The 16,833-nt window shown below is 64.3% G+C and carries 19 protein-coding genes, 1 tRNA gene and 1 pseudogene; 8 read left to right on the plus strand and 13 right to left on the minus strand.

The genetic code is table 11. The features are described from left to right. Nucleotides 1–20: 20 nt before the first annotated feature. Nucleotides 21–395 (plus strand): hypothetical protein, encoded by a 375-nt coding sequence (locus A5733_RS20130; protein ID WP_083666332.1) that lies wholly within the window; start codon nucleotides 21–23, stop codon nucleotides 393–395. Nucleotides 396–443: 48 nt separating this feature from the next. Here the strand turns inward: A5733_RS20130 and A5733_RS20135 are convergent, their stop codons facing one another. Continuing rightward, nucleotides 444–824, minus strand: coding sequence for a hypothetical protein (locus A5733_RS20135; RefSeq protein WP_076241409.1), 381 nt, complete (start codon nucleotides 822–824; stop codon nucleotides 444–446). A gap of 132 nt (nucleotides 825–956) precedes the next feature. Between A5733_RS20135 and A5733_RS20140 the strand changes: the two genes are divergently transcribed. Next, nucleotides 957–1,784, plus strand: a complete 828-nt coding sequence (locus A5733_RS20140) for a family 16 glycosylhydrolase (protein WP_067773710.1) — start codon at nucleotides 957–959, stop codon at nucleotides 1,782–1,784. 1 nt (nucleotide 1,785) lies between these two features. Here A5733_RS20140 and A5733_RS20145 read toward each other — a convergent pair whose 3' ends face one another. The 3 genes from A5733_RS20145 to A5733_RS20155 form a co-directional block, all read right to left on the minus strand. Further along, nucleotides 1,786–3,429 carry an acyl-CoA synthetase gene (locus tag A5733_RS20145; protein WP_076241450.1) on the minus strand — a complete coding sequence of 548 codons (1,644 nt, stop codon included), beginning with the start codon at nucleotides 3,427–3,429 and terminating at the stop codon, nucleotides 1,786–1,788. Between the two features lie 5 nt (nucleotides 3,430–3,434). Next, nucleotides 3,435–5,345 carry a hypothetical protein gene (locus tag A5733_RS20150; protein WP_142254108.1) on the minus strand — a complete coding sequence of 637 codons (1,911 nt, stop codon included), beginning with the start codon at nucleotides 5,343–5,345 and terminating at the stop codon, nucleotides 3,435–3,437. A gap of 100 nt (nucleotides 5,346–5,445) precedes the next feature. Then, nucleotides 5,446–6,939, minus strand: coding sequence for a catalase (locus A5733_RS20155; protein WP_076241411.1), 1,494 nt, complete (start codon nucleotides 6,937–6,939; stop codon nucleotides 5,446–5,448). A 152-nt stretch (nucleotides 6,940–7,091) separates the two neighbouring features. Between A5733_RS20155 and A5733_RS20160 the strand changes: the two genes are divergently transcribed. The 4 genes from A5733_RS20160 to A5733_RS20175 all read left to right on the plus strand — a co-directional run bounded on the left by A5733_RS20160 (nucleotide 7,092) and on the right by A5733_RS20175 (nucleotide 8,963). After that, a complete protein-coding gene (locus A5733_RS20160) occupies nucleotides 7,092–7,508 on the plus strand; it encodes a PAS domain S-box protein (protein WP_076241412.1) in 417 nt (138 codons plus the stop codon). After that, complete coding sequence (locus A5733_RS20165) at nucleotides 7,505–7,963, plus strand: MarR family winged helix-turn-helix transcriptional regulator (RefSeq protein WP_076241413.1); 459 nt, start codon at nucleotides 7,505–7,507, stop codon at nucleotides 7,961–7,963. Before A5733_RS20160 ends, A5733_RS20165 begins: the two co-directional genes overlap by 4 nt. 86 nt (nucleotides 7,964–8,049) lie before the next feature. Beyond that, complete coding sequence (locus tag A5733_RS20170) at nucleotides 8,050–8,487, plus strand: OsmC family peroxiredoxin (RefSeq protein WP_076241414.1); 438 nt, start codon at nucleotides 8,050–8,052, stop codon at nucleotides 8,485–8,487. Next, a complete protein-coding gene (locus A5733_RS20175; RefSeq protein WP_076241415.1) occupies nucleotides 8,484–8,963 on the plus strand; it encodes a hemerythrin domain-containing protein in 480 nt (159 codons plus the stop codon). Before A5733_RS20170 ends, A5733_RS20175 begins: the two co-directional genes overlap by 4 nt. Here the strand turns inward: A5733_RS20175 and A5733_RS20180 are convergent. Both A5733_RS20180 and A5733_RS20185 read right to left on the minus strand, forming a co-directional pair. Beyond that, complete coding sequence (locus A5733_RS20180; RefSeq protein ID WP_076241416.1) at nucleotides 8,950–9,564, minus strand: LGFP repeat-containing protein; 615 nt, start codon at nucleotides 9,562–9,564, stop codon at nucleotides 8,950–8,952. The two genes, A5733_RS20175 and A5733_RS20180, sit on opposite strands and share 14 nt — an antisense overlap. A gap of 66 nt (nucleotides 9,565–9,630) precedes the next feature. After that, on the minus strand, nucleotides 9,631–9,831 hold the full coding sequence (locus A5733_RS20185) for a hypothetical protein (protein ID WP_076241417.1): 201 nt from the start codon (nucleotides 9,829–9,831) through the stop codon (nucleotides 9,631–9,633). Between the two features lie 88 nt (nucleotides 9,832–9,919). Between A5733_RS20185 and A5733_RS20190 the strand changes: the two genes are divergently transcribed. After that, complete coding sequence (locus tag A5733_RS20190) at nucleotides 9,920–10,228, plus strand: GNAT family N-acetyltransferase (RefSeq protein ID WP_076241451.1); 309 nt, start codon at nucleotides 9,920–9,922, stop codon at nucleotides 10,226–10,228. A 6-nt stretch (nucleotides 10,229–10,234) separates the two neighbouring features. On the opposite strand, the gene A5733_RS20195 is transcribed toward A5733_RS20190, so the two are convergent. The 6 genes and pseudogenes from A5733_RS20195 to A5733_RS20220 form a co-directional block, all read right to left on the minus strand. Beyond that, on the minus strand, nucleotides 10,235–11,377 hold the full coding sequence (locus A5733_RS20195) for a zinc-binding dehydrogenase (RefSeq protein WP_076241418.1): 1,143 nt from the start codon (nucleotides 11,375–11,377) through the stop codon (nucleotides 10,235–10,237). A gap of 47 nt (nucleotides 11,378–11,424) precedes the next feature. Beyond that, complete coding sequence (locus tag A5733_RS20200) at nucleotides 11,425–12,057, minus strand: cutinase family protein (protein WP_076241419.1); 633 nt, start codon at nucleotides 12,055–12,057, stop codon at nucleotides 11,425–11,427. Between the two features lie 61 nt (nucleotides 12,058–12,118). Next, a pseudogene (locus A5733_RS20205) lies at nucleotides 12,119–12,519 on the minus strand (nitroreductase family deazaflavin-dependent oxidoreductase). 235 nt (nucleotides 12,520–12,754) lie between these two features. Next, a complete protein-coding gene (locus tag A5733_RS20210; protein ID WP_076241420.1) occupies nucleotides 12,755–13,702 on the minus strand; it encodes a DUF6602 domain-containing protein in 948 nt (315 codons plus the stop codon). Nucleotides 13,703–14,203: 501 nt separating this feature from the next. Further along, on the minus strand, nucleotides 14,204–14,893 hold the full coding sequence (locus A5733_RS20215; RefSeq protein WP_076241421.1) for a hypothetical protein: 690 nt from the start codon (nucleotides 14,891–14,893) through the stop codon (nucleotides 14,204–14,206). A 308-nt stretch (nucleotides 14,894–15,201) separates the two neighbouring features. Next, nucleotides 15,202–15,278 (minus strand) — tRNA-Leu (locus A5733_RS20220). A gap of 220 nt (nucleotides 15,279–15,498) precedes the next feature. Between A5733_RS20220 and A5733_RS20225 the strand changes: the two genes are divergently transcribed. Next, entirely contained in the window at nucleotides 15,499–15,831 is a 333-nt protein-coding gene (locus tag A5733_RS20225) for a nitroreductase family deazaflavin-dependent oxidoreductase (RefSeq protein WP_076241422.1), read from the plus strand. 3 nt (nucleotides 15,832–15,834) lie between these two features. Here A5733_RS20225 and A5733_RS20230 read toward each other — a convergent pair whose 3' ends face one another. Continuing rightward, complete coding sequence (locus A5733_RS20230; RefSeq protein ID WP_083666336.1) at nucleotides 15,835–16,545, minus strand: hypothetical protein; 711 nt, start codon at nucleotides 16,543–16,545, stop codon at nucleotides 15,835–15,837. Nucleotides 16,546–16,833 lie beyond the last annotated feature (288 nt).

Genomic DNA, 16,833 nt, shown 5'->3' on the forward strand with positions numbered 1-16,833 from the left:
ACTGGAGAAAGCGGGAACAGATGACGGCAAAACCGATGACCGGCCGGCTACTGGCAGCCTGCGGATTCGCGCTCGTGGCGCTGGCCCCGACGGTCACGGGAATCGCTGCCGCACCGCACAACTCGGTCGCTCCCCTGGCCGACTGCCCGACCGGTGAGGAAGGCGACGTCTACACCGGCACGTGCACGCCGTACCTGGTGCCCAACTCGCCCGAGGCTCCGCCGGCAGCTTCGACACCTACCGAGCCAAACCTGTGCCCACCCGGTGTCGGCGGATCGCAGTGCACGCCGTCCACCGGCGGCAAGGCCACCCCTTCCGAATCGCAAATGCCCGGAACCATCGCACCCTCGGGCCCTGAGCAGTCACTCCAGGACGTCAGCACGCCCGATTTCTGATCGGGCCCCGGTTCACTCCGCGGTTCACTCCGCGGTTCACTCCGCGGTTCACTCCTCCACGACGGTGAACAGCGAGTCCCCGTCCTCGGGCGTCCCGTCGATCTGACCGTGGTGCTCGCCCGGGCCGTCGAGGCCGGCGTCCGAACCGATCGACTCGTCGGCCACACCGTCGGCGTCGCGCGGGTCGACGTCGTCGACGGTCACGTCCGGCTCCTCCTCGGCGAGCCGCTGATCCAGCGATTCGCCTTCACGTTCCTCGGCCGCGGACACACCGAACTTGGTGGCCTCGCTCCAGTCCTCCGGCGGGTCGACCACTTCGTCGCCGTCGTCGTTGCGCACGTCGTCGGAATCGGTGGCCTCCATCGGGCTCAACATGTCATCGGCGCCGCCCAGGTCATTGGCGCTCGCGCCGGTGTCGTCGGTGCTCATCTTCTCCTCCAATTCCGGTGCAGCTTCCCCTCAGCGATAGCCATCGCGCTCAGGGTTGAAACCGGACGGCGCCCGGTGTGAGCATGCCAACGGGAGCCAGGAGATGCGGGTGCCGGGTTATCGTGGTGCACCATGGCCAACTTGGACCGTCGAAAAATGATGATGTTGTCGGGTCTGGGCGTGATGGCGGCGGCGCTGCCCGCCCAGCAGGCCCACGCTCTGCCCGCCAAGCCCCAGGCCCCGCGGGTCCCGGCGCCGTCCGCGGTGAACTACGTGTTCGCCGACGAATTCGACGGGCCGGCGGGCTCGTCGCCGAACACGGCGAAGTGGACCATCGCCAAGGCCCGCGAGACCATCAAGGACCCCACGTACTGGGAGCAACCCGGCCGTATCGGCCAGTACCGCGACGACCGTAAGAACGCGTTCCTCGACGGCAAGGGCAATCTCGTCATCCGCGCCACGAAGGAAGGCGACACCTACTACGGGGCCAAGTTGGCCAGCGTGTGGGAGGGCGGTGCGGGGCACACCTGGGAGGCCCGGATCAAGTTCAACTGCCTGACCGCGGGTGCTTGGCCGGCGTTCTGGCTGGGCACCCTCGGTGAGGGCGAGCTCGACATCGTCGAGTGGTACGGCAACGGCAAGTGGCCCTCGGCCACCACCGTCCACGCGAAGTCCAACGGTGGTGAGTGGGAGACCCACAACATTGCCGTCGACACCGGCTGGCATACCTGGCGAACGCAGTGGGACGCCAACGGTGCCCGGTTCTGGCAGGACTACACCGACGGCGCGAAGCCCTATTTCGAGGTCGCGGCGAGCCAGCTGCCGGACTGGCCGTTCAACCAACCGGGCTACACGATGTTCGTGGTGCTCAACCTCGCAGTCGCGGGATCGGGCGGAGAAGACCCGAGCGGCGGCACCTATCCGGCCGACATGCTCGTGGACTACGTGCGCGTCTGGTAGTTCAGGGGTCGACCTGCATTTCGGTCAACACCCGCCGCAGGAGCTTTCCGGTGGCGTTGCGCGGCAGTTCGTCGATGAACACCACGTCGCGTGGCACCTTGTGGCGCGCCAGGTTGTCCTTGACGTACTGCTTGATGTCGGCTGGGTCCTGCGTGGCGCCGGGCTCGGAAACGATGAAGGCGCGCAACCGCTTTCCGAACTCGACGTCGTCGACACCGACCACCGCCACATCGGCGACGTCGTCGCGTTGCTCCAGCAGGTTCTCCACTTCCTGCGGAAAGACGTTCTCGCCGCCGGAGACGATCATGTCGTCGTCGCGGCCGTCGACGAACAGCAGCCCGTCGTCGTCGAAGTGGCCCATGTCGCCGCTGGACATGTAGCCGTCGATGATCTGCTTGGTGCGACCGTCGGTGTAGCCCTGGAAGGGCGCACCGTTGCGGATGAAGATGCGGCCGCGGCGGTTTCGGCCGTGGACGCGTTGGTCGTGCTCGTCGTAGAGCACCACCTCGCAGGTGACCGGGGCCCGGCCCGCGGTGCCGGGCGCGGCGCGCAGCTCGGCTGGGGTGGCGACCGACGCGATGGCGCATTCGGTGGAGCCGTACATGTTGTAGAGGACGTCGCCGAACGTGTCCTGCACCCGCGTGGACAACTCCGGGCTCAGCGCGGACCCGGCGATCAGGATGACCTTCAGTGACGACGTGTCGTACTTGGCGATGACGTCGGGACCGAGTTCGACCATCCGGTGCAGCATGGTCGGAACGGCCACCAGCATGTCAGCCGAATGCTCCGCGATGAGTTTCAGGGTGCCCTCGGCATTGAACCGCCGGGCGGTCACGATCTTGTTGCCCAACGCCGCGCCGACGCCGTACGTGGCCCAGCCGGTGCTGTGAAAGATCGGCGAGACGATGACCATGGTTCCCTTGCTGGGGAACGGGATTCGGTCGATGAGCTGCGCCGTGGCCAGAGGTGACACCGAACCGCGGGGCGCCCCCTTCGGGAGCCCGGTGGTGCCGCTGGTGAGGATGACCGAACCACCCGCCGTCGTCGGCGCCGGCAACGGGGCGGTGGAATTCGCAGCGACGAGCTCGTCGAGCGTATGGGCGCCCGCGGGCAGCTCGGCGCCGTCGTCCACCCAGGTCACCACCCGCGGCAGCTCGGTGGGCAGCGCGTCGAGCAGCCCGAGGAACTCGCTGTCGTGCAGCATCACGCTGACCTTCTCGCGCTCGCAAACCTGCGCGAACTGCGGTTTGGCGAAGCCGGTGTTCATCAACACCATCCGGGCGCCCAGCTTGCCGCACGCGGCCATCGCGACCGCCAAACCGCGATGGTCACGGCACAACACACCGACCACCGATCCCTCGGCCACACCGAGTGACTGCAGTCCATGTGCCAGCGCCCAGGATTGATCGTCGATCTGTTGGTAGGTCAACGTGCCACGCTCGTCGACGATCGCCGGCAGGGTCGGGAATCGGTGGGCGCCTTGGATCGCCATCGTGGCCTGCGGTCCGTAGACCGGGGCGAGTTTGGCGGCCCGGACCGTCGACTTGAGATCCGTCAGGTCGAGCACGCCGGTGGCGGCCAGCCGCCTGACCGCCTGTCCCGATTCGGCCGCCCGCTGCAGCGTGTGTTTGATACTGCTCAGCATTCCGGTCACACTACGCATCTGCCGCCGGAGAACAGATCGCACGTCGTCTCCAACCCGTTGAGCACGCCGGCCGGGATGGCCGAGATGAAGTCGGTCAAGCTGATGGCGCTCAACGACGTGAGATCGGTGGCCTTCTGCGTGCCGATCAACACCGCCACGGCGTTGCCCTCGGCGGTGGTGATGGTGAACGTGTCGTCGCCGTCGCCGTACTGCCCCGCGCAGTCGGTTTGGCACGCCCCCGTCTTGGGATCGATCTTCTCGTCGAACATGTCGTTGATCCATCCGGAGGACAGCTCCCGCACCGCCAGCGGGTTCTGCGGTTGCGGGAAGCCGGCGACGAGGTAGGCCACGGTCTGGATCAGCGGGTTGCCGCCCTGCATGGGATCCATGTGCACACCGTCTTCGAGCACCACACCGGTGAACTGCCCCGGCCTGGCCTCAGACAACTGGTCGTTGACGTCGCTGAACACGTTGAGGAAGTTCAGCGGGGCGCCGATCTCGTAGATCGGGATGTAGTCGTTGGGATCGTCGTCGCTCGGATCGAGCGTCCCGTTTGTTTCCAGTTCGTCGAGCCGGCTCATCGCGTCGGGGACGATCGACCCCATGGGCACCGCGTCGTAGGTGACCACACCGGCCAGGTGATTGGGTGCCTCCAGGCCTTCGTCACGCCGGCGGGTCAGCCCCTCGGCGTAGTACCCCGCGACCCCGGGGGCAAAGCCGCCGCCGAGCGAGTGCCCGACGAGCACGAAGTCCAACGGCACGTCGAGTTCGCCGGTGCGACCGGCCTTGAGCTCGGCGGTGTCCAGGCTGGCGTTCAGCGCGGTGCGGTCCGGATCGAGGAACAACTGAGCGACTGCCTCGTGCAGGTTGTCACCACCGAGCCACATGCCGTCGGCCTCGAACGGGTTCGACGTGAAGGTGGTGGTGACGACGATGCTGTTGGTCGAATGAGCCAGGTACGACGCGGTGTAGCTGTAGAGCGGGCCGTTGGCCAGGAACCCGTGTTGCAGGTAGATCATCCGGGTGGGTGCGGGCTGGCCCTCCTGCGTGGTGGGGACATACCAATTCGATTCGACCTCATGGCCTTCGGAGATCACCAGGGTGGAGGTACTGACCTGGACCGAATCCCGCAGGCCCGGCGGGATCACCGGGTCACCGCCGACCACGCGTTCCAGCGTGGCCAGGGTGTCGAAGATGACGTCACCGAGCAGCGACAACGGCTTCGGGTATTGCTGCGGCTCGGGGTTGAGCGCCAGGGCTCCGAGGCTGCGCAGCACATCGTGGATCGGCTCGAGGGGATCGCGCGGGCTCGGGGTCGCGGCCGTCGAGGCGAGGCTTCGGATACGCCCGGCGTCGGCCTGATCCTTCGTCATGGCGGCGCGCAGCACCGTGCCGACCGGGGCCTCGGGTTCGGTGGCCGGCGTGGGCGTCGATGACGGCGCCGGCGGATTCACCCGCTCACGGGCTGCGGTGAGCGCCGAGCGGATACTGATCGGCGGCCGCACGCGAACCTCGACGGCTCGTGGTGCCTCCTCGACGGTGGCCGCGCTGTCATCCCGAAAGAACGTGCGCGCCTTGGCCGTAACTGGATCAGTGACGCGCTCGGGGGCGTCGGCGGTGGTCGTCTTGTCGACTTTTTCGGCCTTCTCGGCTTTGTCTTCCTTGTCGGCCTTCTCTGCTTTGGCAGCTCTGACTGCCCTGGCGCCCGAAACCTCGGCTTTCACCCGCTGTTTCGCGGTGCGCGCCTTCCGCTGATGGGATCGCTGCGAGGAATCGTTGTGCGTGGCGGCCGACCCCGCGTCTTTCTTCGATCCCCCGTCCTGATCGGCGTGGGCAGTTCCCGCGCCGGCGAGCATGGCCGCCGATATCCCCGCCGTGAAAACCCCGGCACCCACCCACGCTGCGACTCGTGTCATCCCCGCCCCCCCTGTGCGTCCACTTCGACCTTTGGCACGCTAACGGGAGGCAGTGGCTTTGCGGGCGGGATTCGTCGAGATCAGTTGGTGCAGCCGGGCGTCAGGCTTCACTCATCCCGTCGACGGGTTCGGGGACACCGCCCTGGCGTACGGCTTTCTCGATGCGCTCACCGAGGTCGGTATCGACGTTGCGCCAGTACTCGAAAGCGCGTTCCAAGACGTGACCGGTGACCGCGCCGTGCAGCGCACCGGCGATCTGCTCGACCGCCGCGCTGCGTTGCGCGTCATCCCACACCTCGCGCACCATCGTGCCGGGCTGACCGAAATCGTCGTCCTCGGAATGCAGGCTGTAGGCCGCACGCAGCAGCTCGCCGTCGGTTTCCCAGCCGTCCTCGGCGGGCCCGGTGATGTCTGCGAACGAGCGACCGGTGCTGTTGGGCGCGTAGACCGCCGCGGCACCGGAGTGGTGATACGTCATCTGGCCGTCGAACATGTAGGTGTTGACGTCGACGCCATCGCGCGGCTGGTTCACCGGCAGCTGGTGGAAGTTGGTGCCGATCCGGTTGCGTTGGGCGTCGTTGTACGCGAAAGCGCGGCCCAGCAACATCTTGTCCGGCGACAGGCCGATGCCGGGCACGGTGTTGCCCGGGGAGAAGGCGGCCTGTTCGATTTCGGCAAAGAAGTTCTCCGGGTTGCGATTCAGGGTGTAGGTGCCCACCTGGATCAACGGATAGTCGGCATGCGACCAGGTCTTGGTGAGGTCGAACGGGTTGAACCGGTAGTCGGCAGCCTCGGCGTAGGGCATCACCTGCACCGAGAGTCGCCAGCTGGGATGTTCCCCGCGTTCGATGGCCTCGAACAGGTCCCGGCGGTGGAAGTCGGCGTCCTCACCGGCCAATGCCGCGGCTTCGGCGTTGGTGAGGAACTCCATGCCCTGCTCGGTGTGGAAGTGGTACTTGACCCAGAACTTCTCGCCTCCGGCGTTGACCCACATGAACGTGTGCGAGCCGTAACCGTTCATGTGCCGCCAGGTCCGCGGCAGGCCCCGCTGCCCCATCAGATATGTAACCTGGTGTGCCGATTCAGGATTGAGAGTCCAGAAGTCCCACTGCATCTGGCCTGAGCGCAACCCGGAATCGGGTAACCGCTTCTGGCTGCGGATGAAGTGCGGGAACTTCATCGGATCACGCAGGAAGAAGATCGGGGTGTTGTTGCCGACGAGGTCGTAATTGCCTTCGGAGGTATAGAACTTCATCGCGTAGCCACGCACGTCGCGCCAGGTGTCCGGGCTGCCCTGCTCCCCGGCCACGGTGGAAAACCGCACCAGGAGGTCGGTTTCGGTGCCCTTCTGGAACAGTGCGGCCTTGGTGTACTGCGAGACGTCCTCGGTGACCTTCAGTACGCCGAAGGCTCCGGATCCCTTGGCGTGCGGGCTGCGCTCTGGCACGCGTTCCCGGTTGAAATGCGCCATCTGTTCGAGAAAGTGCACATCGTGTAAGACGATGGGCCCGTTGGCGCCGACCGTCAGCGAATTGCGGTCGCTGGCAGCCGGCGCTCCGCTGCCGGTGGTCGAGCCGGTTGGGGATGCACTCATGTCAATCTCCGTTCAGTTGGGCTGTTCTCAGGGCTGTCAATCGGGGCGTATACCCCAAAACATCACTTCCGCCTCGTCGATCCGGTATTCGGCGTCACCATGACCACCAATCTTGCATAAAGCAAGAGTTGTCGAGTGCAATACTGAAATTTATGGACGAGACGATGATCGCCACTGCACTGTTGTCCGGGCCTGATGCGATCATGGCCGCCGACCGAAACGGGTTGATCACGTTCTGGAATGGCGGCGCCGAGCGACTGTTCGGGTTTTCCGCCGAGCAAGCCGTCGGCGAGTCGCTGGACCTCATCATCCCGAAGCGGCTGCGCGCCCGGCATTGGGCCGGGTGGCACCAGGTCATGGAGACCGGGAAGAGCCGCTACGGCGACGGGGACATGCTCGCCGTGCCGGCCGTGCGGGCAGACGGCTCGACGATCTCGGTGGAGTTCGTCATCCACCCGCTGGCCGACGCCCACGGCCAACTGCTCGGTATCGCCGCCACATTGCGTGATGTCACCGCCCGTTTCGAGGAAACCCGCGAGCTGCGGCGTCAGCTTGCCGAACGCGGATGACCAAAACCGCCGTCGACGAGTTGCTGGCCTTCGAAACGGCGACCCGCGATCTGGTCGGGGTGGCGTTGCGCAGCCTGGAACAGCTTGAGGTTTCGCTGCCACAGTTCCGGCTGCTGGCGGTGTTGCAGGAGCGGGGCCGGTCCACCTCCACGCAGTGCGCGAAGGTGCTCGGCGTGGCCGGGTCATCGGTCACCCGCCTGGCCGACCGGCTACACGCTTCAGGCCATCTGGTGCGGGTTGCCGACCCGTCGAACCGCAGAATCGTCGCCTTGGAGCTGACGCCACAGGGCCGCAAGCTGGTCAAACAGGCCGCTGTCCGGCGGCGCCGCGAGCTGAGCCGGGTCCTGGACCAGATCGACCCCGCCGAGCGGGCCACCTGCGCGGCCGTCCTCGCCACCCTGCACGAACGGTTCGATGATGGCCGCACTGAAGCGCCGACGTCGATACCGCTGTAGCCATCTCGTCCTTGCCCCTGGCCATACTCCGGAGTTCGGCGTAGTTTTTCTACAAGTCCATATTGTAAAAACGCGGAGGGTGGGTAATGAGCATCGCCGAACGCAGCACCAGCACTGTCTGGCAAGGACCGCTCGCGTCAGGGACGGGGCAACTGACCTCCGGCAGCGGGGCTTTGACCGGGCTCGACGTCACCTGGGCAGCCCGCACCGAGGCACCCGGCGGCAAAACCAGCCCGGAGGAACTGGCTGCGGCCGCGCACTCGTCGTGCTTTTCGATGGCGCTCGCACTGAAGCTCGGCGAGCACCAGCTGACTCCACAACGGCTCGACGTGCAGGCCACCGTAACCCTGGACGAGGTCGACGGCCTGCCCACCATCGTCACCTCCGCTTTGACGGTCAAAGCGCAGGTCGACGGCGTCGACGGCGACGGTTTCCAGCGAATCGTCGATGAGGCCGCTGCACTGTGCCCGGTGTCCCGGTTGTTCGCCGGGGCCAAGATCAGCGTGGAAGCCGAACTCGAATGACTGTGAGCGCCACCCTCGAAGGCGAACACCGCACGATCGACGAGGGCATTCTCGCCTTCCTTCGCTCCGACGCGGCGACGGTGACCTCCGAGCAGCGCACCGGCCTGCTGGATGCCATCGCGCTGCTCCGGCGTCACATCTACATCGAAGAGGAGTACCTGTTTCCGCCGCTACGCGCAGCCGGTCTGTTCGGTCCGGTGATGGTGATGGTGCACGAACACGGATTGATGTGGCCCCTTCTCGACAAGCTCGAGCGGCTGGTTGTCGACGACAAAGACGCCGACACCGCCGCGCAGGTGTGCCGAGACCTGTTGGAACAGCTCAACTCTCACAACATGAAGGAAGAGCGGATCCTCTACCCTCAGGCCGACGGCACCCTGCCACAGGGTGACCTCGACGAACTGGCCGAGTTGTTCAGCGCCGCCGCCCTTCCCGAGGGTTGGGTCTGCGGAGGCGTGGCCGCTACTTCGGAGTGACGGTCTCGGCGAACATGCCGCCGCCCTTGTTCAGCCAGCTGATGCTGCCGTGCTGGAACTCGGTGACCCAGCCACCGTTGGTGGCATCCGGACCGCCGCCCGTCTCGTCCTCATCTTCCGTGGGGAAACCCAACTTTCCTGCGGGGCCGCCATTTTCGTTGTACACCCGCAAGATCTCACCCTGCACCACGTGGGCACCCGTGGAGGGTGAGGAGAAGATGGTGCCGTTGGCGAAGGCCTGCACCGTGCCGTCTCCGACCTTCTCCGGTTGCGCCGTCGGGGCACCCAACGTGGCCTCACCGCCGGCTTCGGAATAGGCCTTGGCGACCGGAGCGTCGAGCGTCACCTCACCGACACCGGGAGCGTTGATCGTGGTGGGTGCGCCTTCGACGGCGGAGGAGACCGCGGTCGAGGCCGAGCTGGCCCCGGATTTCACCGCACTCGTGCCGGCGTCGACCGCCGAGGAGGCGGCACTCGTCGCACTCGACAAGGCGTCCCTGGTTTGGTCCTTGGCTTCTTCAGAGCATGCAACGGCAGCCGCGCCGGCGATGGCGAAAGCTGCAGCGAGCACACCTGTGCGTTTGATCAGCTTTGGGTTCATTTCCCGAACGTAACACCGGGGACAAGGACGCGTCAGCGAATACCGCGATACCGGTATGTCCATCTATTAGGATTCTTCGCCCGATTTGCCGCGCAGCGAGCGCACCGCCGCCACCACCACCGACACCCCGACACTCAACGCGAACACCGCCACCACCAGGTGCCGGACGCCGTCGGCGGCGACGAACGCCCACACCTGCAGACCCCCGGCGACCAGCGCCAGGGCGCCGAACATCAGCCCGGCGAATGCGAGACGACGGCCTGTCATGTCCGCAGTGTAGGCAGGTGTATCTCCATGGGAATGAGCCGGTTTCGAGGGCCGTGGTTATCGTGGAGTAAGGCGAATGGAGGCCCACATGAGTTCCGAGACGCACCTCGACCGCACCGGTGCCGCGACCGCCGTGACCGAACACGCCGACCGGTTCACCATCGAGGTCGAGGGCAAAACGGTGGGACTCGCCGATTTCCACGATCGCGACGGCCGCCGCATCTTTCCGCACACCGAGGTCAATCCGCAGTACCGCGGCCGTGGCCTGGCCACGATACTGATCGCCGAAGCGTTGCGTTCGACGCGCTCCGCGGGCCTGCGGATCGTGCCGACGTGCTGGGCGGTGGCCGAGTACATCGATGCCCATCCGGAGTATGCCGACATCACCGACCGGTGAGTGCGCTTAGGCCTGTGGTGTGACCAGGTACTTCTCCCCGGTGGCCTTCTGCAGATAACTGTGGAAGGCCTCCGGTTCGAGCATGCCGGCCAATGAGACCTCTTGGGTGTAGGTGCTCGCGAACGTCGTGGTGAGTTCCGCACCGACCCGGGCCCGCAGCCGGGCGATGGTCTCCGGGCCGGCGCCGGCCAGAAACGGGGTCAGCAGCCAGCCGCCCACACCCCAGGCCATCCCGAAGTTTCGGGTCAGCACAGTCGGGCTCGTATCGAGGCTGCCGTAGATGTACACCTGTTTGTGGACGCTCGACCCGTAGCGGGAGTACTGCGCGGCGGTCGCGTTGGCGGCCCGCTCCATGCCGTTGAGGATCTGACCGGCTAACGTGCCGCCACCGGTGGCGTCGAACGCCAGCGTCGCCGACGTCGCTTTCAGCGCCTCGACGAGATCCTTCTCGAACGACGGTGACGACGAGTTGCAGACATATGTGGCGCCCAGACCGCGCAGGATCCCTTCCTGCTCCGGCTTGCGGACGATGTTGACCAATGGCACCCCGTCGGCCAAGCAGGCTTTGACGAGCATCTGACCGAGGTTCGATGCCGCGGCAGTGTGCACCAGAGCCGAATGTCCTTCGCGGCGCATGGTTTCCAGCATGCCCAGCGCCGTGAGCGGGTTGACGAACGACGAGGCGCCGTCCTTGGCCGTCGCGCCCTCGGGCAGCACCAGACATGCCTCGGCCTTGACCACCCGGTACTGCGCGTACATCGCGCCGCCGGCGATTCCCACTGTGTTGCCGAGGAGCGCCTGCGCCTGCGGCGACTCCCCCGCCGCCACCACCGTGCCCGCGCCTTCGTTGCCCACCGGCAGCGAGATGCCGACGCGGGCCGCCAGCCCGGCCAGCGCCCCGTCGCGCAGCGGTGCGGTGACGACGGGCCGATCCGGTGTGCCCGTGACCGTAGCCGCCGACATGTCGGCGGAGCTGGGAATCAGCAGACCCAAATCCGACGGGTTGATCGGCGCGGCTTCGACCCGAACCACCACTTCATCGGCGCTCGGTGTCGGCACTGCCACCTCATGCAGTGACAGCTCCAGCGTGCCGTCCTCGGTCACCAATGACCGCAGTTCCAGAGCCGTCTTGGGCAGTGCCTCAGTCATGTCTGAACACTACGTCGCCATACCGGGCTTGTGTGGGGGCGAGCAGACTAAAGCTTGCCGGCAACGAAATCAGCTGCCTGCGCGACCTTTCCGGACTGCACATAGGAGACGTGCGCGCCCATGTCCCAGCCGCCTTCCCAACAGATCGGGTCGCCTTGGTTGCACTGGGCGATGGAGTTGGCCGTGTACTGCGGTGCCAGCACAGGCAGCGTCTGCCCGGCGGCCAGAAGACCCGAGAAGCTGGTGAGCGGTGTACCGAACAGCGCGGTGGCCGCCACATGGTCAGCGACCTGAGGAGACGCCTCGTTGGTGGCCTTTTCGATGACCGCCGCGCCCTGTGAGTAGCCACCGAGCACCAGTTTCGTGTTCGGACAGCTAGCCGCGACGGACTCGATGAGGGACCGTGCGGCGTCAGTGCCGGCCGGAGTGCTGACGTTGAAGTCGTTGGTGGCCGGATAGTCGACCGCCGCGGCGTCGACGGTGCGCGGCGCCACCCGAGCCCGCAGATCGTCGACGAACGGGCCGCCGACACTGCCCAATCCGGGCGGCTCGTTGGTGCCGCGCGCGAACACCACCTCCACGTCAGGACACGGCGCCGCGGTGGCGGGAGCGGAGGTGACCATCGGAGCGGCAACGGCCAATGCCGCAAACGTCAAGATCAAAGCAAGCTTGCTCGTCATACCGATCGATCGTAGGACCGTGCGGACCGTTCCCCGATAGGTGCGACTCCTTCGTCACCGCTTACCGCACCGTCGAGCCCACATTCGTCAGCAACACGGCCGCCTCGTTGGGTAAGGAAACGCCCGGTAGAGCAGGCGAGAACGCGGTATGACGAGGGTCGCGGCCTCGGCCTTGCTCACCACCCGCGGGTTGCCGAGCGCGACAGCCCGTCCACGCTTGCGCAGCATCGTGGGTCCGCCGGCCAGCAGGTTCTTCAACCAGTCCGACTGCAGGCCGTAACCGACGAGGATGGCGTAGCCATCATGGGTCTTGAATGCCAGGAGGGGCGTTCGATATCGCTTACCCGACTTCCGCCCGACGTGCTCGAGCGTCCCGAGGTTCGGAAGCCACGGTGTGATCGTGCGAGCCGCCGGATTGGTGACCCGCTTGTTGAACTCTGCGATTCGACGAGGCACACGCATTCTGGGAGTCTAGGTATTGATGGAGCCTTTCAAGGCCCAACAACCGATCGCGTGTTCGGTGTGAATACTTCGTCTAACTGCAAGAACATCGGTGCCCCCAGTCGGACTCGAACCGACACTTGGCGGATTTTAAGTAAGCGCAGTCAACAGAGGTGATGTGCAGTCGTTGTACCACAACAGCTTTCAACAACAGAGGTCACAGTCTCGACCCGAGAGGGAACACTTTAGACGAGCTTTAGTACGACCATGGTTCGTGATTCCGGTATCCAAGAGCGATCTTCGGCGTAGCCACGTCGGCCAGTTTGTATGGCCCCGACCCCATATTGAGGCCGCCAGTGGTCTCTACGGTCTTCGTGATGCGAAGACCGGCTGCGAGCGGCTTCAGAGAGGAATCATTAAGCGCCAACATATTCCATAGTGAACCGATAAAATTAGTCAGAGGTGACAAGTTCGTTTGTTCGTAGTCATGCTTCATGCCCGACATGACAAGAGATTGGGCTTCAGCACTGCCACTGAACGCTAACCGGAATTCTTCCGACCAAACGGATCCCCTCATAAATTTTTCAGGCAATACCGCGGTTGTTCGGCTCCAAGTTGCCAAATCTGCGACACATAATAGGTCGAGCCCTTCACGGGGCGACTTGACAAGATCCCGATCAAATTCATTGGTAATTGCTTTGACGTTCTCTTTCGGAGTGCTGCCGGGGGCCTTCCAGTCATGCGATTCGCTGAGCAGCCCAAAGAAGACCGGCGGGATCAAGCATGCATGGAGAGTCGCTTCACGTAACTTCATGCCGCGCCGGAGGGCTATTCCTTCTTTGTACGCCTCCTCGATGTCTTTCCTTCCGACCGTTCGCCTCACACTGAAAGCGGCAGCTATGCCGGACGCAAGAATGTAGTTTTTCTTGCGTAGCTTCTCCGGATAGTGGGGGTGATAAACGAGGATGTCTGTTTCCTTCGGGAGCGCCGTACCGTCTTCGTTTTCGAGCAAGATGTACTTCCGCTTGTCGACCTCGTACTGCGGTGGCAGCCACTCCGTAAGCACGCCGTCCCAAAGTGACTCGACAACGTGCCCGGTCTCCTGCGTGCGCCCCGACGTGCGGGCCATCTCTTGCTCGCGCTCGTAATCCCTAACGATGGACTCGTTCACGTCTGCAAGCCACTCGTGGTGCTTATGGATCATTCGCCGAGCGTAGCCATATGGCCTGACATGTGCTGGGACGCGAGCTGTGATGTCAGCCCATCTATATTTTCTCGAATGTTTGTGCGATAATGGTTGCTAAGTTACGAGAGTTATCGATCAGACCTACACTGCGAAGAACATTCTCGAACGGTTCACTGGCCGCGCTTACTTCGATGGGTATGTAATCGCCTCAGAAGTGAAGATGCTCTTCAAGCTTGACGAATCAACAACAAATACGTAAAGCACCGACTGTACCTATTCAACGAACACTCAAAGTACGTGCGGGGTGGTCGGCCGAACCACTTCTATTTCATCATTCCTTCGTACTTACACGAAGGAATGAAGGAGCGTTTGGACGCTATCCCCTACTACGGGGTCGTAGATGCCCATAGTTTAACTCGTTGAAGCGATGTAGGACGATTCACGGTGAACCTGTTGACTCACACGCTATCTGCAGCTAGCACTTAACCTAACGGGACGACTACACCAGAAATCGCACAATTAGTGCTGCTCTCGCTTCTTCTTAGCCGGATGCCCAATCATCCACCACGCGTACTTCAAGTTCGATCGCCAACCACCGATGAGCTGCTCCGGCGTCCGCCGATTCTCCCGGCGGCGCTCCCACAGGCCGCGGTAGTACCTAACCTCCTTCAGCTTGTTTCGCCGTTGGCCCTGTCCGCCGTTGTCAACGACGATCGCCCAACTGAATGAGTTTGTGTCCACGAATGTCACTCTGAGTCGGTAGATATTGGTCATTCGATGGCGGTCGAACACCTGCTCAAACTTTCCGCCCGGCTCAATAGTCTGGCGACCACCGGTCAGGGGAAGGTACGTGATGCCTTGTGCGTCCTCCCAGTCCTGCTTGACATCGGGCAGTAGCTCGTAAATCACCGTCCCTGCGCCACGAAATATTGTGTCGTAAAACGATTTACGTACAAGTTCGGCGTCCACTTCTCGAATCGTGGAAGCCGAGTTATTCGTGATCTCCAATTCCATCAGCCAGCGGCCTTCCTCTTCGCCTGGCCGCCGCTTGCGCGACTCGCTGACCTCAACGGCGACCAGCATCGCCTGCTTTCGCTTCTCGGTGCGGTGTTGAAACATGTAGTAGCCGACAGCAGTGATTGCGGCGCCACTTGTCCCGATCGCACCTACCCACTCGGCGACATTCCCCCAGATCTCAACCGGAAACACGCGCTGATCATGACATGATCGGCAGCGTCTACCGTGTAGCCGATGCCCTCCAAGAAGCCGAAGTCCATCTACGCCTGGCGACGGCAACTTTGGCAGGGTGCGAGTGAGGATGTATCACGGGCGGAGGCAGCGGACTGTAGGTATTCACAGTCCTCCCACAACGGACTTGTCGCGACCTCAGTAGCAGCGTGTTTCGACGTAGTAGGCAGCGGACTCCGACTGAACGGGTGTTCACGCCGAGTTGGAACACAAATGGAACACTTCGGGCACCCCCAGCAGGGGTCACAAACCGCTCACCAGCACCGATATGGTGCCCCCACCGGGACTCGAACCCGGAACACGCGGATTTTAAGTCCGCTGCCTCTGCCAATTGGGCTATGGGGGCGATCGGTAGCACCGTACCTGGCGGCCTGGTCACCGACGATTGCGAGCCCAGCCCACGAGTCCACAGCCGTGCACCAAAGAGGTGCAGAGAGCGGGCCCGCCGCGGTGGTTGGATATGACCAAGTGGTGGACAGCGTCGGGGGTCGCATATGCGGAGCAGTATCGCCAATTTTGTTGCCGTAGCGGCTGAACGGATCGCGGCCACACTTGGACCGCGGAACATGCGGGGACTCGCACGCTTCAACAAATACGTGACCAACCGACTGCAGCGGCTCTGGGCATCACGGCTGCCGTACATGGCCGTCATCGAGCACACCGGCCGCAAATCGGGCAAGGCCTATCGAACCCCGGTCATGGCATTCGTCGACGCCAAGGCCATCTCGGTAGTGCTGAACTATGGCGAGAAATCGGATTGGGTCCGCAATGTCCAGGCTGCCGACAACAGCGCCGGCGTCGTGCACCGCGGCAGGCGCTACCAGCTGACCAGTCCGCGGATCATCCCCGCCACCGACCAGAAGGCGCGGCTCGTCGCGTCCTTGGTCCCGCGAACCTGAGCCCTACCCAGCCGTCACCAGCACCACGGGTCGTGGGAAGCCAAGCGTCGCGCACGCGTCGTCCAGCGTCGTCTCCACCGCCTGCGCGAACTCGGACAGATCGTCGGGTCGTGCCCCCAGGTCGAGCCCGCCGCCGATCAGGACCCGGGTGAGCACCACGTCGTGCCGGCGGCGGATCTCGGACATCGCGGCCACCAGGTCACCGACTGCCTCCGAGCATGCGCTGACAACGTCTGCACCAGAAGATATTTCGCGATAGAGGCCGACCAGATCGAGCCGCGGCCCGGTGATCGCCGCGGCCACCGCGTCGGCGGCGGCAGTTCCCAGGATCACCCGTTGCCGGCGGTGCCGCACCGCGCACGATGCCAGCAGTCGTATCTGCTCGACGCTGTCGGCCACCACGCGGCCCACCCCCAGGTTGGCGCTGCAGAACACCAGCTCGTCACCACGGAACCCGTCGGCATGCACCACGAGCCGCATCGGATGGATGCCGACCCCGATCGCCGTCGCCAGATCATCACTGCTGCGCACTGCCACGGTGGATCCATGTTCACGCACCCACTTGGCCACGTTGACATCTCGCAACGCCTGGGCCGGCAGCACCAACTCGACGGGATCCAGCCAGCGGCAGCAGGCAGCGCAGCGGTGCATGGCCTGCCGCTCTGCCGACTCCGGCCAGGAGGTTGTGAATGGGGACTCGGTACTGATCGACACTGTCAGCGGACCTTTCTGAGTGCGCCGCGGCGGGTTGCCGAACGGCTCTGTCGAGGATCAACTGCGTAAGCACCGAAGGGCCAGTGTCCTTGCGTTCTCTTGACGGTCGCCGACCGAACCTTGGCGCGGTCTTGATGCCTGCCCCCACGTAAATGACCTCCATCACAGCGAAAACACCAGTCGCCCCGGAGAAAGCGAAAGATCTCGTAAAGGACGCACGGCCGGGCGTAAAGAAGACATAAAGATCGTGGTCGGTCACCACAAGCGGGCGGATTCTCGAGCAGTCGC

The sequence above is a fragment of the Mycobacterium sp. NS-7484 genome (assembly GCF_001953975.1).
In the GTDB taxonomy this organism is placed as follows: domain Bacteria; phylum Actinomycetota; class Actinomycetes; order Mycobacteriales; family Mycobacteriaceae; genus Mycobacterium.